Genomic DNA, 19,467 nt, shown 5'->3' with positions numbered 1-19,467 from the left:
CTACTCTTTCGTAAGTGTTCGGTTTTTTTGCCTAAGGGTAGACGTCCATTGGCGTCGCTGACTTTTCTTAATAGGTTGATTTAAAAGATCTTTTTTTAAGGCGCGGCAGCAGATTACTCACTGTTTCGCTGGGTCTGTGCGATTGCTCTTGGCGGGGAACTCTCTACTATCAGTGCTGTGTCAACGGATAGACACAGCCATCAAGGACGATGGTCAAGGACATCGCAGGAAGCGATTCATCAGGACGATGAAAAGGAACACAGGGACTAAGGAAAAAATGTGGGCGGGTCATACCGCCCCTTTTTTTGCCTGCCTACAAAGCAAAAAGGCCCACAAGGGGCCTTTTCGGGGACGCGGTGGTTATTAGCGTTCGAGGTCTTTGATCTTGCCCTTCACGCCATCCCACTCTTCTGCATCCGGCAGCGATTCTTTCTTCTCAGTGATGTTGGGCCAGATTTCGGCCAGCTCAACGTTCAACTGAATGAATTCTTGCATCTCTTCCGGGACTTCATCTTCGGAGAAAATGGCCACAGCAGGGCATTCTGGCTCACAAAGCGCGCAGTCAATGCACTCATCCGGGTGAATCACCAGGAAGTTCGGGCCTTCGTAAAAGCAGTCCACCGGACAGACTTCTACGCAGTCGGTGTACTTGCACTTGATGCAGTTGTCGGTGACGACGAAGGTCATTTCTAATTCTCTCCTCAGGCGGCGGCAGCGGAGCCCCTACAGGACGGGGTCGCCAGGTTCGGGAGCGATAGTCTGCAGACCAGGCTAATAGCCTGCAGCATCCCAAACCGCGCGAGATTCTAACAGCTTGCACACATATGCGTTAGATCCGTGTCTTCAATGTATAGAGCATTTCTAGCGCTCTGCGCGGGGTCAAGTCATCCAGATCAAGTTTGGCCAGCTCATCCAGCACCGGATGGGGCAGAGAGGCGAACATATCGCTCTGTTGTGGGGTGGACGGCTTACCCTTCACAGGACGTGGCACTTCATGGGGCAGACTGGTGGTTTCCAGGCGGCTCAGATGCTCGCGAGCCCGAACGATCACCTCCGTCGGCACTCCGGCCAGTTGTGCAACCGCCAAACCGTAGCTCTGACTGGCTGGGCCCGGCAGGACGTGGTGCAGGAAGACGATGCGTTCGTTGTGCTCGGTAGCATTGAGATGAACGTTGGCCACTAGCGGCTCGTTTTCCGGCAGTACCGTCAATTCAAAGTAGTGGGTGGCAAACAGCGTATAGGCCCGCAGGTGGGCCAGGCGTTCGGCCGCAGCCCAAGCCAGGGACAGACCGTCAAAGGTGCTGGTGCCGCGACCGACTTCGTCCATCAACACCAGGCTGCGTTCGGTGGCGTTGTGCAGGATGTTCGCGGTTTCGCTCATTTCGACCATGAAGGTCGAACGGCCTCCGGCCAGGTCATCACTGGAGCCGATACGGGTGAAGATGCGGTCTACCAGAGACAACTCGCAACTGGCGGCCGGTACGAAACTGCCGATATGCGCCAGCAACACGATCAACGCGGTTTGTCGCATGTAAGTGGATTTACCGCCCATGTTCGGACCGGTGATCACCAGCATCCGGGTGCTGTCATCCAGGTTGAGGTCGTTGGCCACGAACGGCGTGCTCAGCACTTGTTCGACCACCGGGTGACGACCCTGGGTGATGCGCATGCACGGCTCGCTGACGAAGCTCGGGCAGTTCAGGTCCAGGTTCAGTGCACGCTCCGCCAGATTGCTCAGCACATCCAGTTCGGCCAATGCTGCAGCGGTGTCTTGCAGCGGCGGCAGGTGGCCGATCAGGTTCTCGAGCAGGGCTTCGTAGAGCATCTTCTCGCGAGCCAGTGCGCGACTCTTGGCGGACAAGGCTTTATCTTCGAAGGCTTTGAGCTCCGGGGTGATAAAGCGCTCGGCACCTTTGAGGGTCTGACGGCGAATGTAGTCAGCCGGTGCCTGTTCTGCCTGCTTACTTGGCAACTCAATGAAATAGCCGTGAATCCGGTTGTAGCCGACTTTCAGGTTGGCAAGGCCGGTACGGGCTTTTTCCCGGGCTTCGAGGTCGATCAGGAACTGCCCGGCGTTTTCGCTCAACGATTGCAGTTCATCCAGCTCGGCGTCGTAACCGGTTTTCAACACGCCGCCATCACGGATCACCGCCGGCGGGTTGTCGATAATGGCTTTTGCCAGCAGGGCCGCAAGCTCAGGATAGGTGCTGGTGGTCACGGCCAGTTGGTTGAGGTGGGGGGCCTCAAGTTCGGTCATGGCCACTTGCAGTTCCGGCAAGGCCGCCAGCGCATCGCGTAGACGCGCCAGGTCCCGTGGGCGGGCGTTACGCAGGCCGATCCGAGCGAGGATCCGTTCGATATCGCCGATTTCTTTGAGCTGCGGTTGTAGCTTTTCGAAGCGATAGCCATCGAGCAGGCAGGTGATCGAGGTCTGTCGCGCCTGCAATATCTGCAAGTCACGCAGCGGACGGTTCAACCAGCGAGTCAACAGGCGGCTGCCCATGGCGGTCTGGCAACGGTCGACCACCGACTGCAGGGTATTTTCGCGTCCGCCGGCGAGGTTGGTGTCCAGCTCCAGATTGCGACGGCTCGCACCGTCCAGTACCACGGTGTCGTCGAGGCGTTCGTGGCGCAGGCTGCGCAAGTGCGGCAGGGCGGTGCGCTGGGTTTCTTTGGCGTAGCTGAGCAGGCAGCCCGCGGCGCCGATGGCCAGGGTCAGGTTCTCGCAGCCAAAGCCTTTCAGGTCCTGGGTAGAGAATTGTTGGCAAAGGCTTTTGAGCGCCGAGTCTCGCTCGAAATCCCACGGCGCACGGCGACGTACACCACGGCGTTTTTCGGCCGGCAGATCCTTTGGCCAATCATCCGGGATCATCAGTTCGACCGGGTTGACGCGCTCCAGCTCCGCCAACAGGTTTTCCCAGCCTTTAATTTCTACAACGGTAAAGTTACCGCTGGTGATGTCCAGCACGGCCAGACCGAACAGGCGCTCGTCGCCCAGTACCGCCGCAATCAGGTTGTCCCGGCGCTCGTCGAGCAGCGCTTCATCACTGACCGTCCCCGGGGTGATGATGCGCACCACCTGCCGGTCCACGGGGCCTTTGCTGGTCGCCGGATCACCGACTTGCTCACAGATCACCACCGACTCGCCGAGCTTCACCAGTTTCGCCAGGTAGCCTTCGGCTGCGTGGTAAGGAATCCCACACATCGGAATTGCCTGTCCGGCCGACTGCCCGCGCGCGGTCAGGGTGATGTCCAGCAACTTGGCAGCCTTCTTCGCGTCTTCGTAGAAGATCTCGTAGAAGTCACCCATGCGGTAAAACATCAGCTGGTCAGGGTGCTGGTTCTTCAGGCGCCAGTACTGCTGCATCATCGGTGTGTGGCTGGATAAGTCTGAAAGTGCTTTATTCATCAGTGGTTTAGAGCGATTCGTTAAAAATGAGGGGCAAAATTTGGACCCGGCGGTCCGGCTTTTTCGCGATGGGCGCAAGGTTACCACGGGCAGTCCGCCCTTCGCAGGCATGAAGGGTCAGGTCATTAGACAGAGGGCTATGCATAAATTATGCAAATCAGCATTTGTCATCGACACAAAGAACCTTCAATATGCGCGTTATGCAAAAACGCAACGTTTCTACTGTCTTAAGAGAGCTGCTCGATCGCAACGGGATCTCCCCCACGGAGCTTCACCGTCGAACCGGCGTGCCTCAATCCACCCTCTCGCGCATTCTCAGCGGCAAGATCGTCGATCCTTCGGATAAGCACATCTCGCGAATCGCCGAGTACTTCCGTATGAGCACCGATCAATTGCGCGGGCGCGCGGATGTTGTGCCGGCCAAAGGGGCGGTGCGCGACGAGTTGCATTCGGAACTCAAGGACATAAGCCTGTGGGATGACGATACCCCTGTCGATGATGACGAGGTGTCGATCCCCTTTCTTCGTGAGGTTGAATTGGCTGCTGGATCAGGAAGATTCGTCATCGAAGAAAGCGAGAAGGCAAGCTTGCGCTTCGGCAAGCGCAGCCTGCGGCACAACGGTGTGCAGTTTGACCAGGCCAAATGCGTGACCGTTCGCGGTAACAGCATGCTGCCGGTGCTGCGTGACGGCGCCACGGTCGGGGTCAATGCCGGCAAGTGCGCGATCGGCGATATCGTCGACGGCGACCTTTATGCGATCAACCATAACGGCCAGCTTCGGGTGAAGCAGCTCTACCGTCTGCCTTCCGGAATTCGTCTGCGCAGCTTCAATCGTGATGAGCATCCGGATGAGGACTACACCTTCCAGGAAGTCCAGGAAGAGCAGATCGCCATCCTTGGTCACGTCTTCTGGTGGGGCATGTACGCCCGCTAGCCTCACCGCTGTCAGATAAAGCCTTGCCACTGAGCGGGGCTTTTTTTCGTCTGTAGAAAGCCGCCTGAGCCTTTGCCTATACGGTCTTGATGTGCTGATGCATTTTTAGCGCATAAATAATTGCATTTATGCATTGACTGTACATGCATCCATGCATAATCTTTGTCCCGAGCCACCCAGCAACGGCTCGTAACGAAGATCTTTAGTTCCACGGTAAAGGCAGCGATGAACTGGCCTCAACAGTTCAGAGGGTTGGCAACTGACCCGGGTGTGCAACGTAAAGCACCGTAAACAGTTATCCGGCGGACAGGGGCGCGGTCTTACATGGGTTGCACAGAGATATGCACGACTTGATGCACAAGCAAAACCGATTCATTACCGGCCAACTCGTTGGCTTTTCAATTTCCGGAGGCGTGAGATGACAAACGAGCAACAAGCGTTGCTGGACATGCCGGTCTGGCTGGTCATCGTCCTGGCGCTGGTCGGCGGGGTGTCTGGCGAAATGTGGCGTGCCGACAAGGAGGGCGCCCGCGGCTGGTCGCTGATCCGGCGTCTGGCCCTGCGCTCTGGGGCCAGCATGGTCTGCGGGGTCTCGGCGATCATGCTGTTGTACGCCGCCGGTGTGTCGATCTGGACTGCTTGCGCCTTCGGTTGTCTGACCTCTATGGCTGGGGCTGATATGGCCATCGGACTGTATGAGCGGTGGGCGGCCAGGAAGCTGGGTATTTGCGAAGTGCCGCCGCGTGATGCCAGTCAGGATCACTAGATAGCTTTCAGCAATCAGGACCAAAGGCTTGTCAGCCTTACATTAGAGCCATCGTCCATTAACATTTTGACCGACCAAGCGTCTTGCAAGCGCGATACGCTCGTGTACGGTAGGCCTCACGCCAGCCAGATCAGGAGAGGACCATGGACGAAATCACCCAGCTTGCCGCCGAACTTGGCAGGCGTTTGCAGGTTCTGAATGCCCACGTCAGCACCGCCGAGTCTTGCACCGGTGGCGGGATCGCCGAAGCCATTACCCGGATTGCGGGCAGTTCGGCCTGGTTCGAGGCTGGTTATGTCACCTATTCCAATCGTCAGAAAACCCTGCAATTGAATGTTCCCACTGAGTTGTTCGATCAGGTGGGTGCGGTCAGTCGTGAAGTGGTCGAGGCCATGGTCCGTGGCGCGCAAGACAAAAGTCGTGCGCGTTTTACCGTCGCCGTCAGCGGCGTGGCCGGGCCGGACGGTGGTTCGCCACAGAAGCCGGTGGGCACTGTTTGGCTGGCCTGGGGGGTGGGCGAGGCAATCAATAGCGAGTGCCGGTACTTCCCCGGTAACCGCGATGACGTCCGCCGACAAACGGTGAAGGCCGCGCTAGAGGGGCTGCTGCAGCATGCTGCGGGAGAAATCTCAAATCAGGGGTAGGCGATCCTCAAACGCTGTGGAATAATACTGGCTACTTATACAGGTGTTGGCCGTCAGGCCTTATTGATTACGTGAGGACTTTAATGGACGACAACAAGAAGAAAGCCTTGGCTGCGGCCCTGGGTCAGATCGAACGTCAATTCGGCAAGGGTGCCGTAATGCGTATGGGCGATCACGACCGTCAGGCGATCCCGGCTATCTCTACTGGCTCTCTGGGTCTGGACATCGCACTCGGTATTGGCGGTCTGCCAAAAGGCCGTATCGTTGAAATCTACGGTCCAGAGTCTTCGGGTAAAACCACGCTGACCCTCTCCGTGATTGCTCAGGCACAGAAGATGGGCGCCACTTGCGCCTTCGTCGACGCCGAGCACGCACTGGATCCGGAATACGCTGGCAAACTGGGCGTCAACGTCGACGACCTGCTGGTTTCCCAGCCAGATACCGGTGAGCAAGCGCTGGAAATCACCGACATGCTGGTGCGCTCCAACGCCATCGACGTGATCGTCATCGACTCCGTGGCAGCTCTGGTGCCAAAAGCCGAGATCGAAGGCGAAATGGGCGACATGCACGTGGGCCTGCAAGCCCGTCTGATGTCCCAGGCGCTGCGTAAAATCACCGGTAACATCAAAAACGCCAACTGCCTGGTTATCTTCATCAACCAGATCCGTATGAAAATCGGCGTGATGTTCGGCAGCCCGGAAACCACCACCGGTGGTAACGCGCTGAAGTTCTACGCTTCGGTTCGTCTGGACATCCGTCGTACTGGCGCGGTGAAAGAAGGTGACGAAGTCGTTGGTAGTGAAACCCGCGTCAAAGTCGTCAAGAACAAAGTGGCTCCGCCGTTCCGTCAGGCCGAGTTCCAGATTCTTTACGGCAAGGGTATCTACCTGAACGGCGAGATGATCGACCTCGGTGTGCTGCATGGCTTCGTGGAAAAATCCGGAGCCTGGTATGCCTACAATGGCAGCAAGATCGGTCAGGGCAAGGCCAACTCGGCCAAGTTCCTGCAGGACAACCCGGATATTGCCGCGGCCCTTGAGAAGCAAATCCGCGACAAGCTGCTGACCCCTACGCCGGACGTCAAAGCCAATGCGACCCGCGAGACGGTTGACGATCTGGCCGACGCTGATATCTGATTGATCCGATGACTGCCGTACTCGATACACTCGTCGCAGTGCGGCGAACCGCAATGGACCTGCTCGCGCGACGCGAGCACGGTCGAGTCGAGCTGACGCGTAAACTGCGTCAGCGCGGCGCCTCTCCTGACATGATCGACACTGCACTTGACCGTCTGACGGAAGAGGGCCTGCTGTCTGAATCCCGCTACCTCGAAAGCTTCGTCTCCTACCGTGCCCGTTCCGGCTATGGCCCTTTGCGCATTCGCGAAGAGTTGAGCCAGCGCGGCCTTCAGCGTGCCGATATCGAACTGGCCTTGCGCGAGTGTGGCATCAGTTGGCAAGAGCAACTGGAAGACACCTGGCGCCGCAAGTTTGCCGGGCATTTGCCGATAGACGCCCGCGAGCGGGCCAAACAAGGCCGCTTTCTGAGTTATCGAGGTTATTCAATGGAAATGATCGGCCGCTTGTTGAGCGGCCGCGGGATGGATGACTGACTGTTGTGGCTCGCCCCGCTGTGTATTTTATTTGGAGGGCTTAGAGGGCGCGAACCACTGAGTTGCTTGTCAATCAAGTGACCTTGATCGGTTCACGTGCGCGCTGCTGAGGCATGGGTTGGGCTTTGGCCCAGTTTTCCGGCAGGTTGATGAAATCGACCAGCTCGCGCAGACGGCCGTGATCACGTGCATTGAAGGTAAACGCCAGTCGCGCCAAGTGGCTGAACTGCGCTTCGTCGTGCTCCTCGCCACTGTAAGCATGTTGATGAAAGTGATCGCTCAGGCACAGGTCGGCAAAGGCCCCTTGCATATGCTCGAGCGCCCGCTCGCTCAACGGGTGATTCATGCGAATAACAAACTGATGCTTCAGCCAGCGGCTGGAGTGGAAGTTGCTGTAGAACTGGTTGATCTGATCCACGGCCTCTTCGGCGCTGTACACCAGACAGATCAGCTTCATGTCGCTGGGCAGAATGTAGCGATTGGCCTCCAGTTGATTGTGGATAAAGTCCAGGGCGCTTTGCCAAAAACTTCCGCCTGGCGCATCCAGCAGCACCACCGGTACCAGCGGGCTTTTGCCGGTCTGGATCAGTGTCAGTACTTCCAGCGCTTCGTCCAGCGTGCCGAAGCCGCCTGGGCAGAGCACCAGAGCATCAGCCTCTTTGACGAAAAACAATTTGCGGGTAAAGAAAAAGTGGAAAGGCAGCAGGTTTTCTGTGCCTTCGACGGTTGGATTCGCATGCTGCTCGAACGGCAGGGTGATATTGAATCCAAGGCTGTGTTCGAGACCCGCGCCTTCGTGGGCGGCAGCCATGATGCCTCCGCCGGCACCCGTGATGACCATCAGGTTCGAGCGAGCCAGCGCCGCACCGAGTTCTCGGGCCAGGCCGTAGAGGGGGTGTTCGATCGGCGTACGTGCCGACCCAAAGACAGTGACCTTGCGCCGACCTTTGAATTTTTCCAGCACACGGAAGGCGTGCTCAAGTTCGCGCAGAGCTTGTAGGGTGATCTTGGCGTTCCAGCGATTGTGGTCTTCTTGGGCCATGCGCAGGATAGTCAACATCATGTCGCGGTAAATCGGGATATTCGGACTATTGGGTGCAACCAGGTTGAGTTGCTCTTCGACCTTACTGGTGAGGTCGCTGCCGTTGCTTTGAAAATGACGGCTTAGGAGGTCATTCGGTTGATAAGGCATTCAACTTCTCCTTCTGCACAGAACCCTTGGCACGGGCGAGATATTCGCCAGCGCCACGACACTGCATGTGTCGCTGTCAGCCCGGGCTAACGCCTGAGCACTACTGCCTGACTCGACAGGATCGTGAAGCACTGATGTGGCGATCGAGCCATCCATACAGGTTCTGTTTTTTCCTTGGATTAGAGAAACATTCGAACTGCAATACACAGTTGGGCAACCCCCTTTTCTGCCCCGGAAAATTAATAGGAATACTCTGAATCTAGACCCTCTTGGCGATTTGTGCTGACTTGATCATGGGCCTGGAAAGTCTTGGCTGGCAATAGGTTATTGCCGACTCACAACGGAGTTTCACCGCTCGTCAGAACCTGAGCTGGAACGCTCTGGCTCTGATTTACTAAGTTACAGCCACAGTAAGACATCTTTGCGTCGAGGGTAGCGCGCAAGGTATTAACGCTGAGGGTTTGATCCCGCAATTATTGGCGAGTCAGCGTAGGCAGGGAGGCAAGGAGGCTTGAAATGACCAGAGTGATTCTGGAGATCGATACGCAGCTGTATCGGTTGTTGCAGTCGGCGGCTGAGACCAACCATCTGAGCTTTGATGATGAGTGCCGTCGACGTCTAGAAGGTGCTGAACGGCGCTCGCGTTATCTGCAAGCGCTGGTGGCAGAACTGCGCGCCGATGATGAGCAGCGACGCGCAGATTCGAGGTGATTACTTTTTCTTCTGCGGTAGGCAGTCAGATTCTTTGAAGCGCTCGGTGGTTACCGGGCGATTGGTTTTATATTCAGTGAATTCGTAGCGCATGATCGCGCCCTTGGCCATCAACTTTCGATAGCTCTCGTTACGGCAGACGGTAGCACCTAGCTGGAAATACACTGCTTGCGGATTCGCGCGCATTTTTTCTGCATGGCTTGCCTGCACGCTGAGGTGGTTGATCAGCTCTTTGCCTTCAACGGTATAGCCCTGATCGAGAATGTCTTCGTTGATCGCCCGTGGAGTGCCAACGCTGCTTTCTGTGGCAACCTTTTGCAGCATTTTGCTCAGTTCGAGGTCTTTCAGGGACGCAGCCTGGGCACTGAAGGGCAAAGCCAGCAGAAGGGCGACGGTTGGAACGATAAGGCGCAGCATGAAACTCTCCTGGTTCAGTGACTGGTGCTTCGACCAGCCATAGGACTGTGCGTTCAGTGGCGGCGAATTATAGGGGAGCAGGTGTGGACGGTACAGGCTTGCGCAGACCGGTCTGGTAAACTGCCGACACTTTCTGCCCTGCCGAGTGTTTTTTCGTGTCGATTTTCCTCCCCCGCCGGCGTTGCCTGCGATGAGCCATGCCCCCGCGCCTTTTGCGTTGAACGCTGTAGCCCGCCTGCGTGACGAGCGCGAAGAAGAGGGCATCAAGCCGATTCAAGCCCGTGGCTGGAGGGCGCCGCGTTGCCGTGCCTGCCGTGTGATCGAGAGCCACTGCCTGTGCGCCTGGCGCCCACAGGTCGAGACCCGCTCCGGGGTGTGCCTGATCATGACCAACAAAGAAGTGTTCAAACCCAGCAATACTGGTTGGCTCATCGCTGATGTAGTGACCGACAATTTTGCGTTTATCTGGTCGCGTACAGAAGTGGATCAGCAACTGTTAAAGCTGTTATCCGACCCGCAATGGCAGCCTTACCTGGTATTTCCGGGCGAGTACGTTGAGCCTGAGCGGGTGACCCACACGGTCGAAGTAGACTGCAAGAAGCGACCGCTATTCATCCTGCTGGACGCAACCTGGACTGAAGCCAGAAAGATTTTTCGCAAAAGCCCCTATTTCGACGACTTTCCCATCCTCAGCCTGCTCCCTGAGAAACTCTCACGTTACCGTTTGCGAAGGTCTACCCGTAGCGAACACCTGTGCACGGCAGAAGTGGCGGCGCTGTGTCTCGATCTGGCGGGAGATCTGGAGGCTGCATCGGCACTGGATGCTTATTTTGACGTGTTCAGCCAGCACTACCTCGATGCAAAAAATCAGCTGCAATTGAATGTTTTAACACCTGCCCATGCAGAACTGATGCCCTTCGTTCAGTACCCGGCACCTGTCATGTGCAATGAGTCGCCCATACTGGAAAAGAACGGGGCCTCGGGCCGCGCATGCAACTTGACCACCCCGGCTTCGCTGGGCATGCTTGGCGCCGATTAGGGCGCGGCCAAAGTTTGAAACGCCGTTTTATCCAGATTATTGGCGTTGAACGTGCCCTGTTGGTTGCAGCACTCTGGCTGCAATCTTGAGTTGCTTTGGTGAGGGCTGATCGCATCAGACCTCCCATAAAAAACAGGATCATTTGAAAAATGGCCACATACGAAATCCTGATTGCCGATGACCACCCTTTATTCCGTAGCGCACTGCATCAGGCGGTGACCCTGGGCCTTGGCCCTGAGGTTCGTCTGGTGGAGGTTGCGAGTATTGCTGAGCTGGAAACCCGTTTGACCGAAAAGGCTGACTGGGATCTGGTGCTGTTGGATCTGAATATGCCGGGTGCTTACGGTTTTTCCGGGCTGGTGTTGTTGCGCGGCCAATACCCGCAGATCCCCGTGGTGATGGTTTCGGCACAGGAAGAGGCATCGATTATGGTACGTTCCCGTGAATTCGGCGCGAGCGGTTTCATTCCCAAGTCAAGTTCGCTGGAAGTCATTCAGAAAGCGGTGCGTAGTGTTCTGGACGGCGACGTCTGGTGGCCACCACAAGCGTTCGAAGCGGTAAGCGTCTCGGACGAAGCCAAAGCGGCCAGCGCTGGGCTGGCCAGTCTGACTCCCCAGCAGTTCCGCGTACTGACCATGGTCTGTGAAGGTTTGCTGAACAAACAGATTGCTTACGAGTTGAGCGTTTCGGAAGCGACGATCAAGGCCCATGTCACGGCGATTTTCCGGAAATTGGGCGTGCGCACCCGGACTCAGGCGGCTTTGCTCTTGCAACAACTTGAGTCAATTTCCAGTAACTAATGGTTTGTTTCTTCACGCTTTTTTGACTTTCGTTAAACTAGTTCCCCCACCCTTTTTTTCAGTTGCCTATTTATATGTCGCCTTTCAAAGGTCAAACCGGTCTTAAACGCATCCTCAACGCCTCCGGCTACTCTCTCGACGGCTTGCGCGCGGCCTTCACGGGGGAGGCGGCCTTCCGGCAATTGGTGTTGCTCAACGTCATCCTGATTCCGTTGAGTTTCCTGTTCAGTGTCAGCCGCGTTGAGCGTGCTGTGCTGATCGCCGTGTGTTTGCTGGCATTGATTGTCGAACTGCTCAATTCGGCAGTGGAAGCGGCGATCGACCGGATTTCCCTCGACCTGCACCCCTTGTCGAAAAATGCCAAGGACATGGGCAGCGCCGCTCAGCTCGTCGCCTTGAGCATGATCGCCGTGGTCTGGGCGGTGATTCTGATTTAACGAGTGCTCAAGCGATCGTCGGCAGGACTATTTCGTCACTGCGCTGCACCCCGGCAGTGAAAGCGCGGCACAGTTCGAGAAACTCGCGCATGGCCGAGGTCTGGTACTTCTGTTTGTGCCAGATGAAATAGAACTGCCGCGCCAGGTCCAGATCTGGTGTTTCTACCGCCACCAGACTGCCTCGACGGAACGCATCACGCAGTGCCAGGCGCGAAATGCAGCCAATCCCCAGTCCCGACTCCACTGCGCGTTTGATCGCCTCGGTGTGTTCGAGTTCGAGGCGGATATTTAACGTGCTGCGGTGATGACGCATGGCCTGGTCGAAGGTCAGCCGGGTGCCTGAGCCCTGTTCACGCAGAATCCAGGCTTCGTGAGTCAGCTCCTCCATGCTCGCCTGGCCCCGCTTGGCCAAGTGGTGCTGGGGGGCGCAAAACACCACCAACTCATCTTCGACCCAGCTTTGCACCTCGATATCCGGGTGACTGCAATCGCCTTCGATTAGACCCAGATCAATTTCATAGTGGGCAACCTGTTGCACGATATTCACAGTGTTTTGCACATGGAGTTTCACCTGGCTTTCGGGATGGCGCTGCATGAAACTTCCGATCAGCAAGGTTGCCAGGTAATTGCCGATGGTCAGCGTGGCACCGACCGCCAGTGAGCCGAAGCCAGACTTGCCATTGAGCAGGTCCTCGATTTCCTTGGCCTGATCCAGCAGGGCCACGGCCTGCGGCAGCAATTGTCGACCAAGGGCGTTGAGGCTCAGGCGTTTGCCGGCGCGATCAAATAGCTGGCAGCTGGATTGGCGCTCAAGCTCCGTGATTGAGGTGCTGGCGGCCGATTGAGAAAGCGCCAGCAAACCCGCAGCACGGGACACGCTTTCCTGCTGAGCGACGGCGACGAATACTTGAAGTTGACGGAGAGTAAATCGCATATCTATATAACCGATAACCCTTATCTTAATAATCCATTTAACAGATATTGTCGCCGCCATTAGAATGCTATGCAATTGCGCTCAGCAGCTCCTTTTTCGCAGAGCAGGCGCAGAGCATGCGCAGACCAATTCCCAGGAGTCCCCGTACATGAGCAACATGAACCACGAGCGTGTCCTCAGTGTTCATCACTGGAACGACACTCTGTTCAGCTTCAAGTGCACCCGCGATCCGGGCCTGCGCTTCGAGAACGGTCAGTTCGTGATGATCGGCCTGCAACAGCCCAACGGCCGCCCGCTTATGCGCGCTTACTCGATTGCCAGCCCGAACTGGGAAGAGCATCTCGAGTTCTTCAGCATCAAGGTTCCCGATGGTCCGCTGACTTCCCAACTGCAGCATTTGAAGGAAGGCGACGAGATCATCATCAGCAAAAAACCGACAGGCACCCTGGTGCTGGACGATTTGAAGCCTGGTAAGCATTTGTACCTGCTCAGCACCGGTACCGGGCTGGCGCCGTTCATGAGCGTCATCCAGGATCCGGAAACCTACGAGCGTTTCGAGAAAGTGATCCTGTGCCACGGCGTGCGTTACGTCAACGAAGTCGCTTACCGCGAGTTCATCACCGAGCACCTGCCGCAGAACGAGTTTTTCGGCGAAGCGCTGCGTGACAAGTTGATCTACTACCCAACCGTGACCCGCGAGCCGTTCGAGAACGAAGGTCGTCTGACCGACCTGATGCGTAGCGGCAAGCTGTTCAGCGATATTGGCCTGCCTCCAATCAACCCGCAGGACGACCGCGCCATGCTGTGCGGCAGCCCGAGCATGCTCGATGAAACCAGCGAAGTGCTCAACAGCTTCGGTCTGAAGGTTTCTCCGCGTATGCGTGAGCCGGGTGACTACCTGATCGAGCGCGCCTTCGTCGAGAAGTAAGCCTTTAGCTCTTGTGACGCAGAGCGTCACCGGAGGCATTCCCACGCAGAGCGTGGGAACGATCAGCCCGCGTTGTCTGAGAAGGCAGCGCGGGCTTTTTCGTTTCTGGCGATTTACTCGGCGGGGATGACTTCCAGCACGCAGATCAGGCCGGGCTCGGGGTAATGCCAGCGTACGTCCAGATCCCAAAATTGCGCGCCGTATTCGCGTTCTGCTGTAGGAATCTGGTAAGCCGGACGTGGGTCTTGGGCCAGGCACTGCTCGATAAGCTCAACCAAGGGCTCTTGCAGGCGCTGAGCGTGCTCGTGGGCCTGTTGCAGCGCAAAGTCCGTCCACTGCACCGGAATCAGATCTGGCGCAGCGCTGGCGATGCTATTGGACGCTGTATCGACGATGTCCGCATAAGGCACGTAGGGTTTGATGTCCAGGATGGGTGTGCCATCCAGCAAATCGATACCGGAGATCCACAGGCGATTGGCTTCGACTTTGTCAAGCTTGACCACTGATTGGCCGATGCCGTTCGGGCGATGGGTGGCACGGGTGGCAAATACCCCCATGGATTTATTACCGCCCAAGCGAGGCGGGCGGACTTTGAGCCGTGGTTTGTCTTCAAGGGCTTGATGAAACAGGAACAGCAGCCAGACATGACTGACCTGCTCAAGCCCCTGCACGGCATCACCCTGATCAAACGGCGCGACCAGCTCCAGAACGCCGCGGGCGGCAGGCGCCAGTTGCGGTTGGCGCGGAATGGCGAATTTCTCCTTGAAGCAGGAGCGCACGAAACCGATGGGGGAAACGCTGTAGGTCATGGTCTGGGTCGAAGCGATAAGGAGGCGGCATGATACCCCGAGCGACCGCTGGAGCGGTGACGACTGACAGATCCCTATCGCGAGCAAGCTCGGCTCCCACATTTGATCTGTGGTGGTCACAAATAGTGTGACCACAGAAGATCCAGTGTGGGAGCCGAGCTTGCTCGCGATAGGGCGCACCGCCAATCTCAGAGACTAAACCCACCATCCAGCGGGATGATATTCCCGGTCATGTAAGCCCCGGCGGTGCTCGCCAGGCTGATGGCCAGCGCGGCCATTTCTTCCTCGCGACCCCAGCGCTTCATTGGGATCAGCGCGGTGTCTTCGGCCAGTGCCAGTTCGTCGTTACCGATGTGTTGGGTCATTTTGCTCGGGAAGCGTCCGGGGGCGATGACGTTGACATTGATATGCTGGCTGACCAGCTCGCGGGCAAGAATCCGCGACAGTTGATGCAGGGCCGCTTTGCTCGGACCGTAGGCGTACGCCTGTTCGCCAAACGAGGAGATCCCGGCCACCGAGCCGATATTGATGATGCGCGCCGGGTTCGCGGCTGAGCCGGCCTTGCGCAACAGTGGCAAGAATTGCTGGATACAGTTGAACACCGAGGTCACGTTGAGTTGCATGACCTTTTCCCAGCCCTTGACCGGATAACTTTCCAGTGGCGCGCCCCACGTAGTGCCGGCATTGTTCACCAGAATATCCAGGTGACTGATCTGTTCGCCCAGGCGTGTGGCCAATTGCTGCACATCTTCTTCGTTGGCGAGATTGGCGGCGAGGGCGTGACAGCGGCCCAAGGCACACAATTCTTCAGCGGTCTGCTGACAGGCCTTGGCGTCGCGGGCGCAGACATACACCGTCGCCCCGGCCTCTACGAAAGCCTTGGCGATCATTTTGCCGATACCACGGGTGCCGCCGGTCACCAGAGCGGTGCGGCCTTGCAGGGAAAAGTAAGGGTGCATGGCGAGTCCTGAGGGCTGAGGGTCAGTGCATACCCTAGTCTTCAGGCGCGAAAAACGGAGCCATTATTGTGTAGCGCAATGAGCAAGCATAAGGATTCAGATGGCTGACCACCTGAATCCAGAGCAATCAGCTGCGAACGCGCAGGGTCAGGCCCTTGAGGAAATTGCGCAGCAGTTGATCACCGCAGGTGCGGTAGTTGGTGTGGCCGAACTTGCGAAACAGCGCGCTCAACTCAGGCTTGGACACCGGGAACTCGGCGGCCTTGAGAATCGCGTGCATGTCGTCTTCCTTTAGTTCGAAGGCAACCCGCAGTTTCTTCAGGATGATGTTGTTGGTTACCGGCGTTTCGATCGGCAGCGGTGGACGGCTTTTGTCCTTGCCGCGCTTGAAGATCACCAGGCCGTCGAGGAAATGCGCCATGACTTCGTCCGGGCAGAACACGAAGCCTTCTTCCTCGTCTTTTTTCAGGTAAGTGAGGACGTCTTCCTTGGTCACTTCCAAACCGCCGAGCTTGATGAGCTCGACAACTTTGTTGTCACTGATGTCGAGCATATAGCGCACGCTGCGCAGTACATCGTTATGAATCATGTTTGCAGTCCTGATCAATCAGCTGTGATCGCCGCAGAGAAGCGTGCGGCGTCGAAATGTGTGGCAGCGCAGAGCGTTAGAACTTCTCTTTGCTGGACAGGTAGCGCCATTGGCCAACCGGTACTTTGCCGATGGAGACCCCGCCGATACGGATGCGACGAATGGCAACGACCTTGAGGCCGACGGCGTCGCAGAACAGGGCGATCACGCCCGGTTGTGGGTTTTTCATCGCAAAACGTAGGCGGTTTTCGTTCTGCCAGCTGGCTTTGACTGCCGGCAGTTCCTTGCCTTTGTAGGTCAGGCCGTGGTTCAGGCGGTTGAGGCCGTGGGCGACCATGTCTCCAGAGACCTCGACCACATACTCTTGCTCGATCTTGTTGGAGTCGGCAGTCAGTTTGCGGAGGATCTTCCAGTCCTGGGTAAACACCAGCAGACCACTGGCGTTGGCTTGCAGATCTGAACTGGCGGTCAGGCGCAGGAAGTGTCCCTTGAGCGGGCGCTTGCTGTAACGGTGTTCTTCGCTCAGTGTTTCAGGGCCGATCAGCTGCATGGCGCTTTCGGCATTCATACCCGCCGGCGCGTGCAGCAGGATGGTCACAGGCTCCGGCGCAGTGGCCTTGGCTTCGGGGTCCAGCTCGACTTTTTGCGTGTCGACCTTGAACTGCGGCTCATCGATGACTTCGCCATCCACCGTGACCCAGCCACCCTCAATGAACAGCTCAGCCTCCCGACGGGAACAGCCGACGAGTTCGATGAGGCGTTTGGAGAGACGAATCGGGTCAGTCATGACAGGGGCCGTAACAAAAGAGGGCGCCCATTGTACCTGCCTGGCGCCGGTTAATCGCGGGTCCATTTTAAGAGTGTGGCTTTTAATGTGGGAGCGGGCTTGCTCGCGATAGCGATCTATCAGTCGATATCATCGTTGAATGTCAGTCCGCTATCGCGAGCAAGCCCGCTCCCACACTCGATCTTTGTTATGTTCAGCTATGCGTTTTTAGCTGCGTTGAGCCCTTTGCTGCGTCTGTTTGAAGCGCATATGCAGCAACGGATAGGGCTGCCCCATGCCGTCATGCTCCGAGCGGCCGATCACTTCGAAGCCCTGCTTGAAATAGAAGCCCAGGGCTTGCGGGTTCTGTTCATTGACGTCCAGTTCATCGGCATTCAAGTGTTCGATGGCGTACCTGAGCAATTGTTTGCCCAGACCCTGACCTCGGTGGTCGGGGTCGATGAAGAGCATTTCGATCTTGCCTGCTGCGACACCGGCAAAACCGGTGATGCGTTGGCGATGATCCCTGGTGCAGATCAGCATGACCGCATCGAGATAACGGGTCAGCACCAGATTCTTCAGTAGTTCGATGTAGCTGTCCGGCAGAAAGTCGTGGGTGGCGCGCACCGAATCTTCCCAGATCCGGGTGAGATCCTGATAGTCACTGTGTTTCGGTGTGTGGATGACCGAGTGATGGCGCATGCCACCTGCTCCTTATACGGGGTTGGGCGTAAATGCCTTGGGTACTGAATCCTTTTATTGACTGAACGATAGCCGTAAAAAAGCCCCGCATCTCGTCAAGAGAGCGGGGCTTTTCAATTTTTACGCCTTAGCTTTTATGCCTTAGCGCTTTTCAGCCCACAGGTCGTACTCGTCGGCGTCGGTCACCCGGCACCAGACCTTGTCGCCTGGCTTGAGGTCGCTGGCATCGTCGATGAAGACGTTCCCGTCGATTTCCGGGGCATCGAAGAAGCAGCGGCCAACGGCGCCTTGCTCGTCGACTTCGTCGATCAGCACTTCGATTTCCTTGCCGATGCGCAGTTGCAGGCGAGCAGAACTGATGGCCTGTTGATGGGCCATGAAGCGATCCCAACGGTCTTGTTTGACGTCGTCTGGCACAACGTCCAGATCCAGGTCATTGGCCGGTGCGCCTTCGACTGGCGAGTACTGGAAGCAGCCGACGCGGTCGAGCTGGGCTTCGGTCAGCCAGTCGAGCAGGTACTGGAAGTCTTCTTCGGTTTCGCCGGGGAAGCCGACGATGAAGGTCGAACGGATGATCAGATCCGGGCAGATGACGCGCCAGTTCTTGATCCGTGCCAGGGTCTTGTCTTCGAAGGCCGGGCGTTTCATGGCTTTGAGGACTTTAGGGCTGGCGTGCTGGAACGGGATGTCCAGGTACGGCAGGATTTTCCCGGCGGCCATCAGCGGGATCAGCTCATCGACGTGCGGATATGGGTAGACGTAGTGCAGGCGAACCCAGACGCCGAGGCTGCTCAGCGCTTCGCAGAGTTCGGTCATGCGGGTTTTCACCGGCGCGCCGTTCCAGAAGCCGGTGCGGTATTTGACGTCGACGCCGTAGGCGCTGGTGTCCTGGGAAATCACCAGAAGCTCTTTGACGCCGGATTTGACCAGACGCTGGGCTTCGTCGAGCACATCACCAACTGGACGGCTGACCAGTTTGCCGCGCATCGAGGGGATGATGCAGAAGCTGCAACTGTGGTTGCAGCCTTCGGAAATCTTCAGGTAGGCATAGTGACGCGGGGTCAGCTTGATGCCTTGCGGCGGCACCAGGTCGATCAGCGGGTTGTGATTGAGGTTTGGCGGTACGACCTCGTGTACGGCGTTGACTACTTGCTCGTACTGCTGCGGGCCGGTTACCGCGAGCACGCTCGGGTGAACCTTGCGGATGGCGCCTTCTTCGACGCCCATGCAGCCGGTAACGATGACCTTGCCGTTTTCCTTGATGGCTTCACCGATCACTTCCAGGGACTCTGCCTTGGCGCTGTCGATAAAGCCGCAGGTGTTGACCACCACGACATCGGCGTCCTGATAGGTGGACACGACTTCGTAGCCTTCCATACGCAGTTGCGTAAGGATGCGCTCGGAGTCGACCAGTGCTTTCGGGCAACCCAGAGATACAAAGCCGACCTTTGGGGCGGCCGGCGTGGTGACGATGGACATAACTAACCTCGGTATTTTGTGACGCCTCAAGCCGCGAGTGGCAAGGCGACGGATGGGCGCTTTGCGCGCCTCTGATCAAAAAGTGCGCAATTCTAGCGATGGGCAGTGCACTTGACCAGCTTTATGCAGGGAAATACGACGAGTGCTGCGCTATGCTTCGCCGCGTTGCGCGATAGAGAATTTTTACGGTCGACAAATCGCCTGTAACGATAAGAAAAACAGCGCATGCTGCACGGCAAAGCATAGTGCTTCTTTTAAAGAAGTCCGGGTCTGGGTAGTAGGAGTGGTTGATGGGTCAGGCAAGTAGTCAGGCTGCGGGCGCCGAGCATTCTGTGGCGA

Annotated in this window: 21 protein-coding genes; 10 read left to right on the top strand and 11 right to left on the bottom strand. The window is 57.2% G+C overall.

Annotated features, from left to right (window positions below; all coding sequences use genetic code 11):
* Positions 1–363: 363 nt before the first annotated feature.
* Positions 364–687 carry a ferredoxin FdxA gene (gene fdxA / locus ACN1C3_RS12775; RefSeq protein ID WP_007908827.1) on the bottom strand — a complete coding sequence of 108 codons (324 nt, stop codon included), beginning with the start codon at positions 685–687 and terminating at the stop codon, positions 364–366.
* A 142-nt stretch (positions 688–829) separates the two neighbouring features.
* Positions 830–3,409 carry a DNA mismatch repair protein MutS gene (mutS, locus tag ACN1C3_RS12770; protein WP_419116173.1) on the bottom strand — a complete coding sequence of 860 codons (2,580 nt, stop codon included), beginning with the start codon at positions 3,407–3,409 and terminating at the stop codon, positions 830–832.
* A gap of 200 nt (positions 3,410–3,609) precedes the next feature.
* Between mutS and ACN1C3_RS12765 the strand changes: the two genes are divergently transcribed.
* The 5 genes from ACN1C3_RS12765 to recX all read left to right on the top strand — a co-directional run bounded on the left by ACN1C3_RS12765 (position 3,610) and on the right by recX (position 7,366).
* Positions 3,610–4,344, top strand: a complete 735-nt coding sequence (locus ACN1C3_RS12765) for an XRE family transcriptional regulator (protein ID WP_419116335.1) — start codon at positions 3,610–3,612, stop codon at positions 4,342–4,344.
* A 418-nt stretch (positions 4,345–4,762) separates the two neighbouring features.
* On the top strand, positions 4,763–5,110 hold the full coding sequence (locus ACN1C3_RS12760; protein WP_419116172.1) for a phage holin family protein: 348 nt from the start codon (positions 4,763–4,765) through the stop codon (positions 5,108–5,110).
* Positions 5,111–5,253: 143 nt separating this feature from the next.
* Positions 5,254–5,754 (top strand): CinA family protein, encoded by a 501-nt coding sequence (locus ACN1C3_RS12755; protein WP_419116171.1) that lies wholly within the window; start codon positions 5,254–5,256, stop codon positions 5,752–5,754.
* A gap of 83 nt (positions 5,755–5,837) precedes the next feature.
* A complete protein-coding gene (gene recA, locus ACN1C3_RS12750; RefSeq protein ID WP_419116170.1) occupies positions 5,838–6,890 on the top strand; it encodes a recombinase RecA in 1,053 nt (350 codons plus the stop codon).
* A gap of 8 nt (positions 6,891–6,898) precedes the next feature.
* Positions 6,899–7,366: a recombination regulator RecX gene (gene recX / locus ACN1C3_RS12745; RefSeq protein WP_419116169.1), complete on the top strand. Its 468-nt coding sequence runs from the start codon at positions 6,899–6,901 to the stop codon at positions 7,364–7,366.
* A 73-nt stretch (positions 7,367–7,439) separates the two neighbouring features.
* Here the strand turns inward: recX and ACN1C3_RS12740 are convergent, their stop codons facing one another.
* Positions 7,440–8,558 carry an LOG family protein gene (locus ACN1C3_RS12740; RefSeq protein WP_419116168.1) on the bottom strand — a complete coding sequence of 373 codons (1,119 nt, stop codon included), beginning with the start codon at positions 8,556–8,558 and terminating at the stop codon, positions 7,440–7,442.
* 516 nt (positions 8,559–9,074) lie between these two features.
* Between ACN1C3_RS12740 and ACN1C3_RS12735 the strand changes: the two genes are divergently transcribed.
* Positions 9,075–9,269 carry a hypothetical protein gene (locus ACN1C3_RS12735; RefSeq protein ID WP_419116167.1) on the top strand — a complete coding sequence of 65 codons (195 nt, stop codon included), beginning with the start codon at positions 9,075–9,077 and terminating at the stop codon, positions 9,267–9,269.
* On the opposite strand, the gene ACN1C3_RS12730 is transcribed toward ACN1C3_RS12735, so the two are convergent.
* On the bottom strand, positions 9,270–9,686 hold the full coding sequence (locus ACN1C3_RS12730) for a quorum-sensing-regulated virulence factor family protein (RefSeq protein WP_419116166.1): 417 nt from the start codon (positions 9,684–9,686) through the stop codon (positions 9,270–9,272).
* Positions 9,687–9,876: 190 nt separating this feature from the next.
* Here ACN1C3_RS12730 and ACN1C3_RS12725 point away from each other — a divergent pair, with 190 nt between their 5' ends.
* From ACN1C3_RS12725 to ACN1C3_RS12715, 3 genes are all read left to right on the top strand, one after another.
* Positions 9,877–10,725 (top strand): tRNA-uridine aminocarboxypropyltransferase, encoded by an 849-nt coding sequence (locus ACN1C3_RS12725; RefSeq protein ID WP_419116165.1) that lies wholly within the window; start codon positions 9,877–9,879, stop codon positions 10,723–10,725.
* Between the two features lie 149 nt (positions 10,726–10,874).
* Positions 10,875–11,525 (top strand): response regulator transcription factor ErdR, encoded by a 651-nt coding sequence (gene erdR, locus ACN1C3_RS12720; RefSeq protein WP_419116164.1) that lies wholly within the window; start codon positions 10,875–10,877, stop codon positions 11,523–11,525.
* Between the two features lie 68 nt (positions 11,526–11,593).
* Entirely contained in the window at positions 11,594–11,962 is a 369-nt protein-coding gene (locus ACN1C3_RS12715; RefSeq protein ID WP_419116334.1) for a diacylglycerol kinase, read from the top strand.
* A gap of 7 nt (positions 11,963–11,969) precedes the next feature.
* Here ACN1C3_RS12715 and ACN1C3_RS12710 read toward each other — a convergent pair whose 3' ends face one another.
* Positions 11,970–12,896: a LysR family transcriptional regulator gene (locus ACN1C3_RS12710; protein ID WP_419116163.1), complete on the bottom strand. Its 927-nt coding sequence runs from the start codon at positions 12,894–12,896 to the stop codon at positions 11,970–11,972.
* A gap of 148 nt (positions 12,897–13,044) precedes the next feature.
* Between ACN1C3_RS12710 and fpr the strand changes: the two genes are divergently transcribed.
* Positions 13,045–13,824 (top strand): ferredoxin-NADP reductase, encoded by a 780-nt coding sequence (gene fpr / locus ACN1C3_RS12705; RefSeq protein WP_003443014.1) that lies wholly within the window; start codon positions 13,045–13,047, stop codon positions 13,822–13,824.
* A gap of 113 nt (positions 13,825–13,937) precedes the next feature.
* Here the strand turns inward: fpr and tsaA are convergent, their stop codons facing one another.
* The 6 genes from tsaA to rimO form a co-directional block, all read right to left on the bottom strand.
* The gene (gene tsaA, locus ACN1C3_RS12700) at positions 13,938–14,633 is read right to left on the bottom strand and encodes a tRNA (N6-threonylcarbamoyladenosine(37)-N6)-methyltransferase TrmO (RefSeq protein ID WP_419116162.1); all 696 of its coding nucleotides are present in this window, start codon (positions 14,631–14,633) and stop codon (positions 13,938–13,940) included.
* Positions 14,634–14,821: 188 nt separating this feature from the next.
* Complete coding sequence (locus ACN1C3_RS12695) at positions 14,822–15,592, bottom strand: SDR family oxidoreductase (RefSeq protein ID WP_419116161.1); 771 nt, start codon at positions 15,590–15,592, stop codon at positions 14,822–14,824.
* 127 nt (positions 15,593–15,719) lie between these two features.
* On the bottom strand, positions 15,720–16,181 hold the full coding sequence (locus ACN1C3_RS12690) for a DUF1456 family protein (protein WP_419116160.1): 462 nt from the start codon (positions 16,179–16,181) through the stop codon (positions 15,720–15,722).
* Positions 16,182–16,257: 76 nt separating this feature from the next.
* Positions 16,258–16,968, bottom strand: a complete 711-nt coding sequence (locus tag ACN1C3_RS12685) for an rRNA pseudouridine synthase (RefSeq protein WP_419116159.1) — start codon at positions 16,966–16,968, stop codon at positions 16,258–16,260.
* Positions 16,969–17,175: 207 nt separating this feature from the next.
* Positions 17,176–17,649 (bottom strand): acetyltransferase, encoded by a 474-nt coding sequence (locus ACN1C3_RS12680; protein ID WP_419116158.1) that lies wholly within the window; start codon positions 17,647–17,649, stop codon positions 17,176–17,178.
* 141 nt (positions 17,650–17,790) lie between these two features.
* Positions 17,791–19,128: a 30S ribosomal protein S12 methylthiotransferase RimO gene (gene rimO, locus ACN1C3_RS12675; RefSeq protein ID WP_419116157.1), complete on the bottom strand. Its 1,338-nt coding sequence runs from the start codon at positions 19,126–19,128 to the stop codon at positions 17,791–17,793.
* Between the last annotated feature and the right edge of the window lie 339 nt (positions 19,129–19,467).

Origin of the sequence: Pseudomonas sp. H11T01, from assembly GCF_048515765.1 — a bacterium.
Taxonomy (GTDB): Bacteria; Pseudomonadota; Gammaproteobacteria; order Pseudomonadales; family Pseudomonadaceae; genus Aquipseudomonas.
Note: the sequence above shows the minus strand (reverse complement) of the source record. Positions and strands in the feature narration are given on the sequence as shown.

Excerpts from the sequence above, each read along its gene's own strand:
- fdxA (WP_007908827.1), bottom strand. The coding sequence starts at position 687 with ATGACCTTCGTCGTCACCGACAACTGCATCAAGTGCAAGTACACCGAC.
- mutS (WP_419116173.1), bottom strand. The coding sequence starts at position 3,409 with ATGAATAAAGCACTTTCAGACTTATCCAGCCACACACCGATGATGCAG.
- ACN1C3_RS12765 (WP_419116335.1), top strand. The coding sequence starts at position 3,610 with ATGCAAAAACGCAACGTTTCTACTGTCTTAAGAGAGCTGCTCGATCGC.
- ACN1C3_RS12760 (WP_419116172.1), top strand. The coding sequence starts at position 4,763 with ATGACAAACGAGCAACAAGCGTTGCTGGACATGCCGGTCTGGCTGGTC.
- ACN1C3_RS12755 (WP_419116171.1), top strand. The coding sequence starts at position 5,254 with ATGGACGAAATCACCCAGCTTGCCGCCGAACTTGGCAGGCGTTTGCAG.
- recA (WP_419116170.1), top strand. The coding sequence starts at position 5,838 with ATGGACGACAACAAGAAGAAAGCCTTGGCTGCGGCCCTGGGTCAGATC.
- recX (WP_419116169.1), top strand. The coding sequence starts at position 6,899 with ATGACTGCCGTACTCGATACACTCGTCGCAGTGCGGCGAACCGCAATG.
- ACN1C3_RS12740 (WP_419116168.1), bottom strand. The coding sequence starts at position 8,558 with ATGCCTTATCAACCGAATGACCTCCTAAGCCGTCATTTTCAAAGCAAC.
- ACN1C3_RS12735 (WP_419116167.1), top strand. The coding sequence starts at position 9,075 with ATGACCAGAGTGATTCTGGAGATCGATACGCAGCTGTATCGGTTGTTG.
- ACN1C3_RS12730 (WP_419116166.1), bottom strand. The coding sequence starts at position 9,686 with ATGCTGCGCCTTATCGTTCCAACCGTCGCCCTTCTGCTGGCTTTGCCC.
- ACN1C3_RS12725 (WP_419116165.1), top strand. The coding sequence starts at position 9,877 with ATGAGCCATGCCCCCGCGCCTTTTGCGTTGAACGCTGTAGCCCGCCTG.
- erdR (WP_419116164.1), top strand. The coding sequence starts at position 10,875 with ATGGCCACATACGAAATCCTGATTGCCGATGACCACCCTTTATTCCGT.
- ACN1C3_RS12710 (WP_419116163.1), bottom strand. The coding sequence starts at position 12,896 with ATGCGATTTACTCTCCGTCAACTTCAAGTATTCGTCGCCGTCGCTCAG.
- fpr (WP_003443014.1), top strand. The coding sequence starts at position 13,045 with ATGAGCAACATGAACCACGAGCGTGTCCTCAGTGTTCATCACTGGAAC.
- tsaA (WP_419116162.1), bottom strand. The coding sequence starts at position 14,633 with ATGACCTACAGCGTTTCCCCCATCGGTTTCGTGCGCTCCTGCTTCAAG.
- ACN1C3_RS12695 (WP_419116161.1), bottom strand. The coding sequence starts at position 15,592 with ATGCACCCTTACTTTTCCCTGCAAGGCCGCACCGCTCTGGTGACCGGC.
- ACN1C3_RS12690 (WP_419116160.1), bottom strand. The coding sequence starts at position 16,181 with ATGATTCATAACGATGTACTGCGCAGCGTGCGCTATATGCTCGACATC.
- ACN1C3_RS12685 (WP_419116159.1), bottom strand. The coding sequence starts at position 16,968 with ATGACTGACCCGATTCGTCTCTCCAAACGCCTCATCGAACTCGTCGGC.
- ACN1C3_RS12680 (WP_419116158.1), bottom strand. The coding sequence starts at position 17,649 with ATGCGCCATCACTCGGTCATCCACACACCGAAACACAGTGACTATCAG.
- rimO (WP_419116157.1), bottom strand. The coding sequence starts at position 19,128 with ATGTCCATCGTCACCACGCCGGCCGCCCCAAAGGTCGGCTTTGTATCT.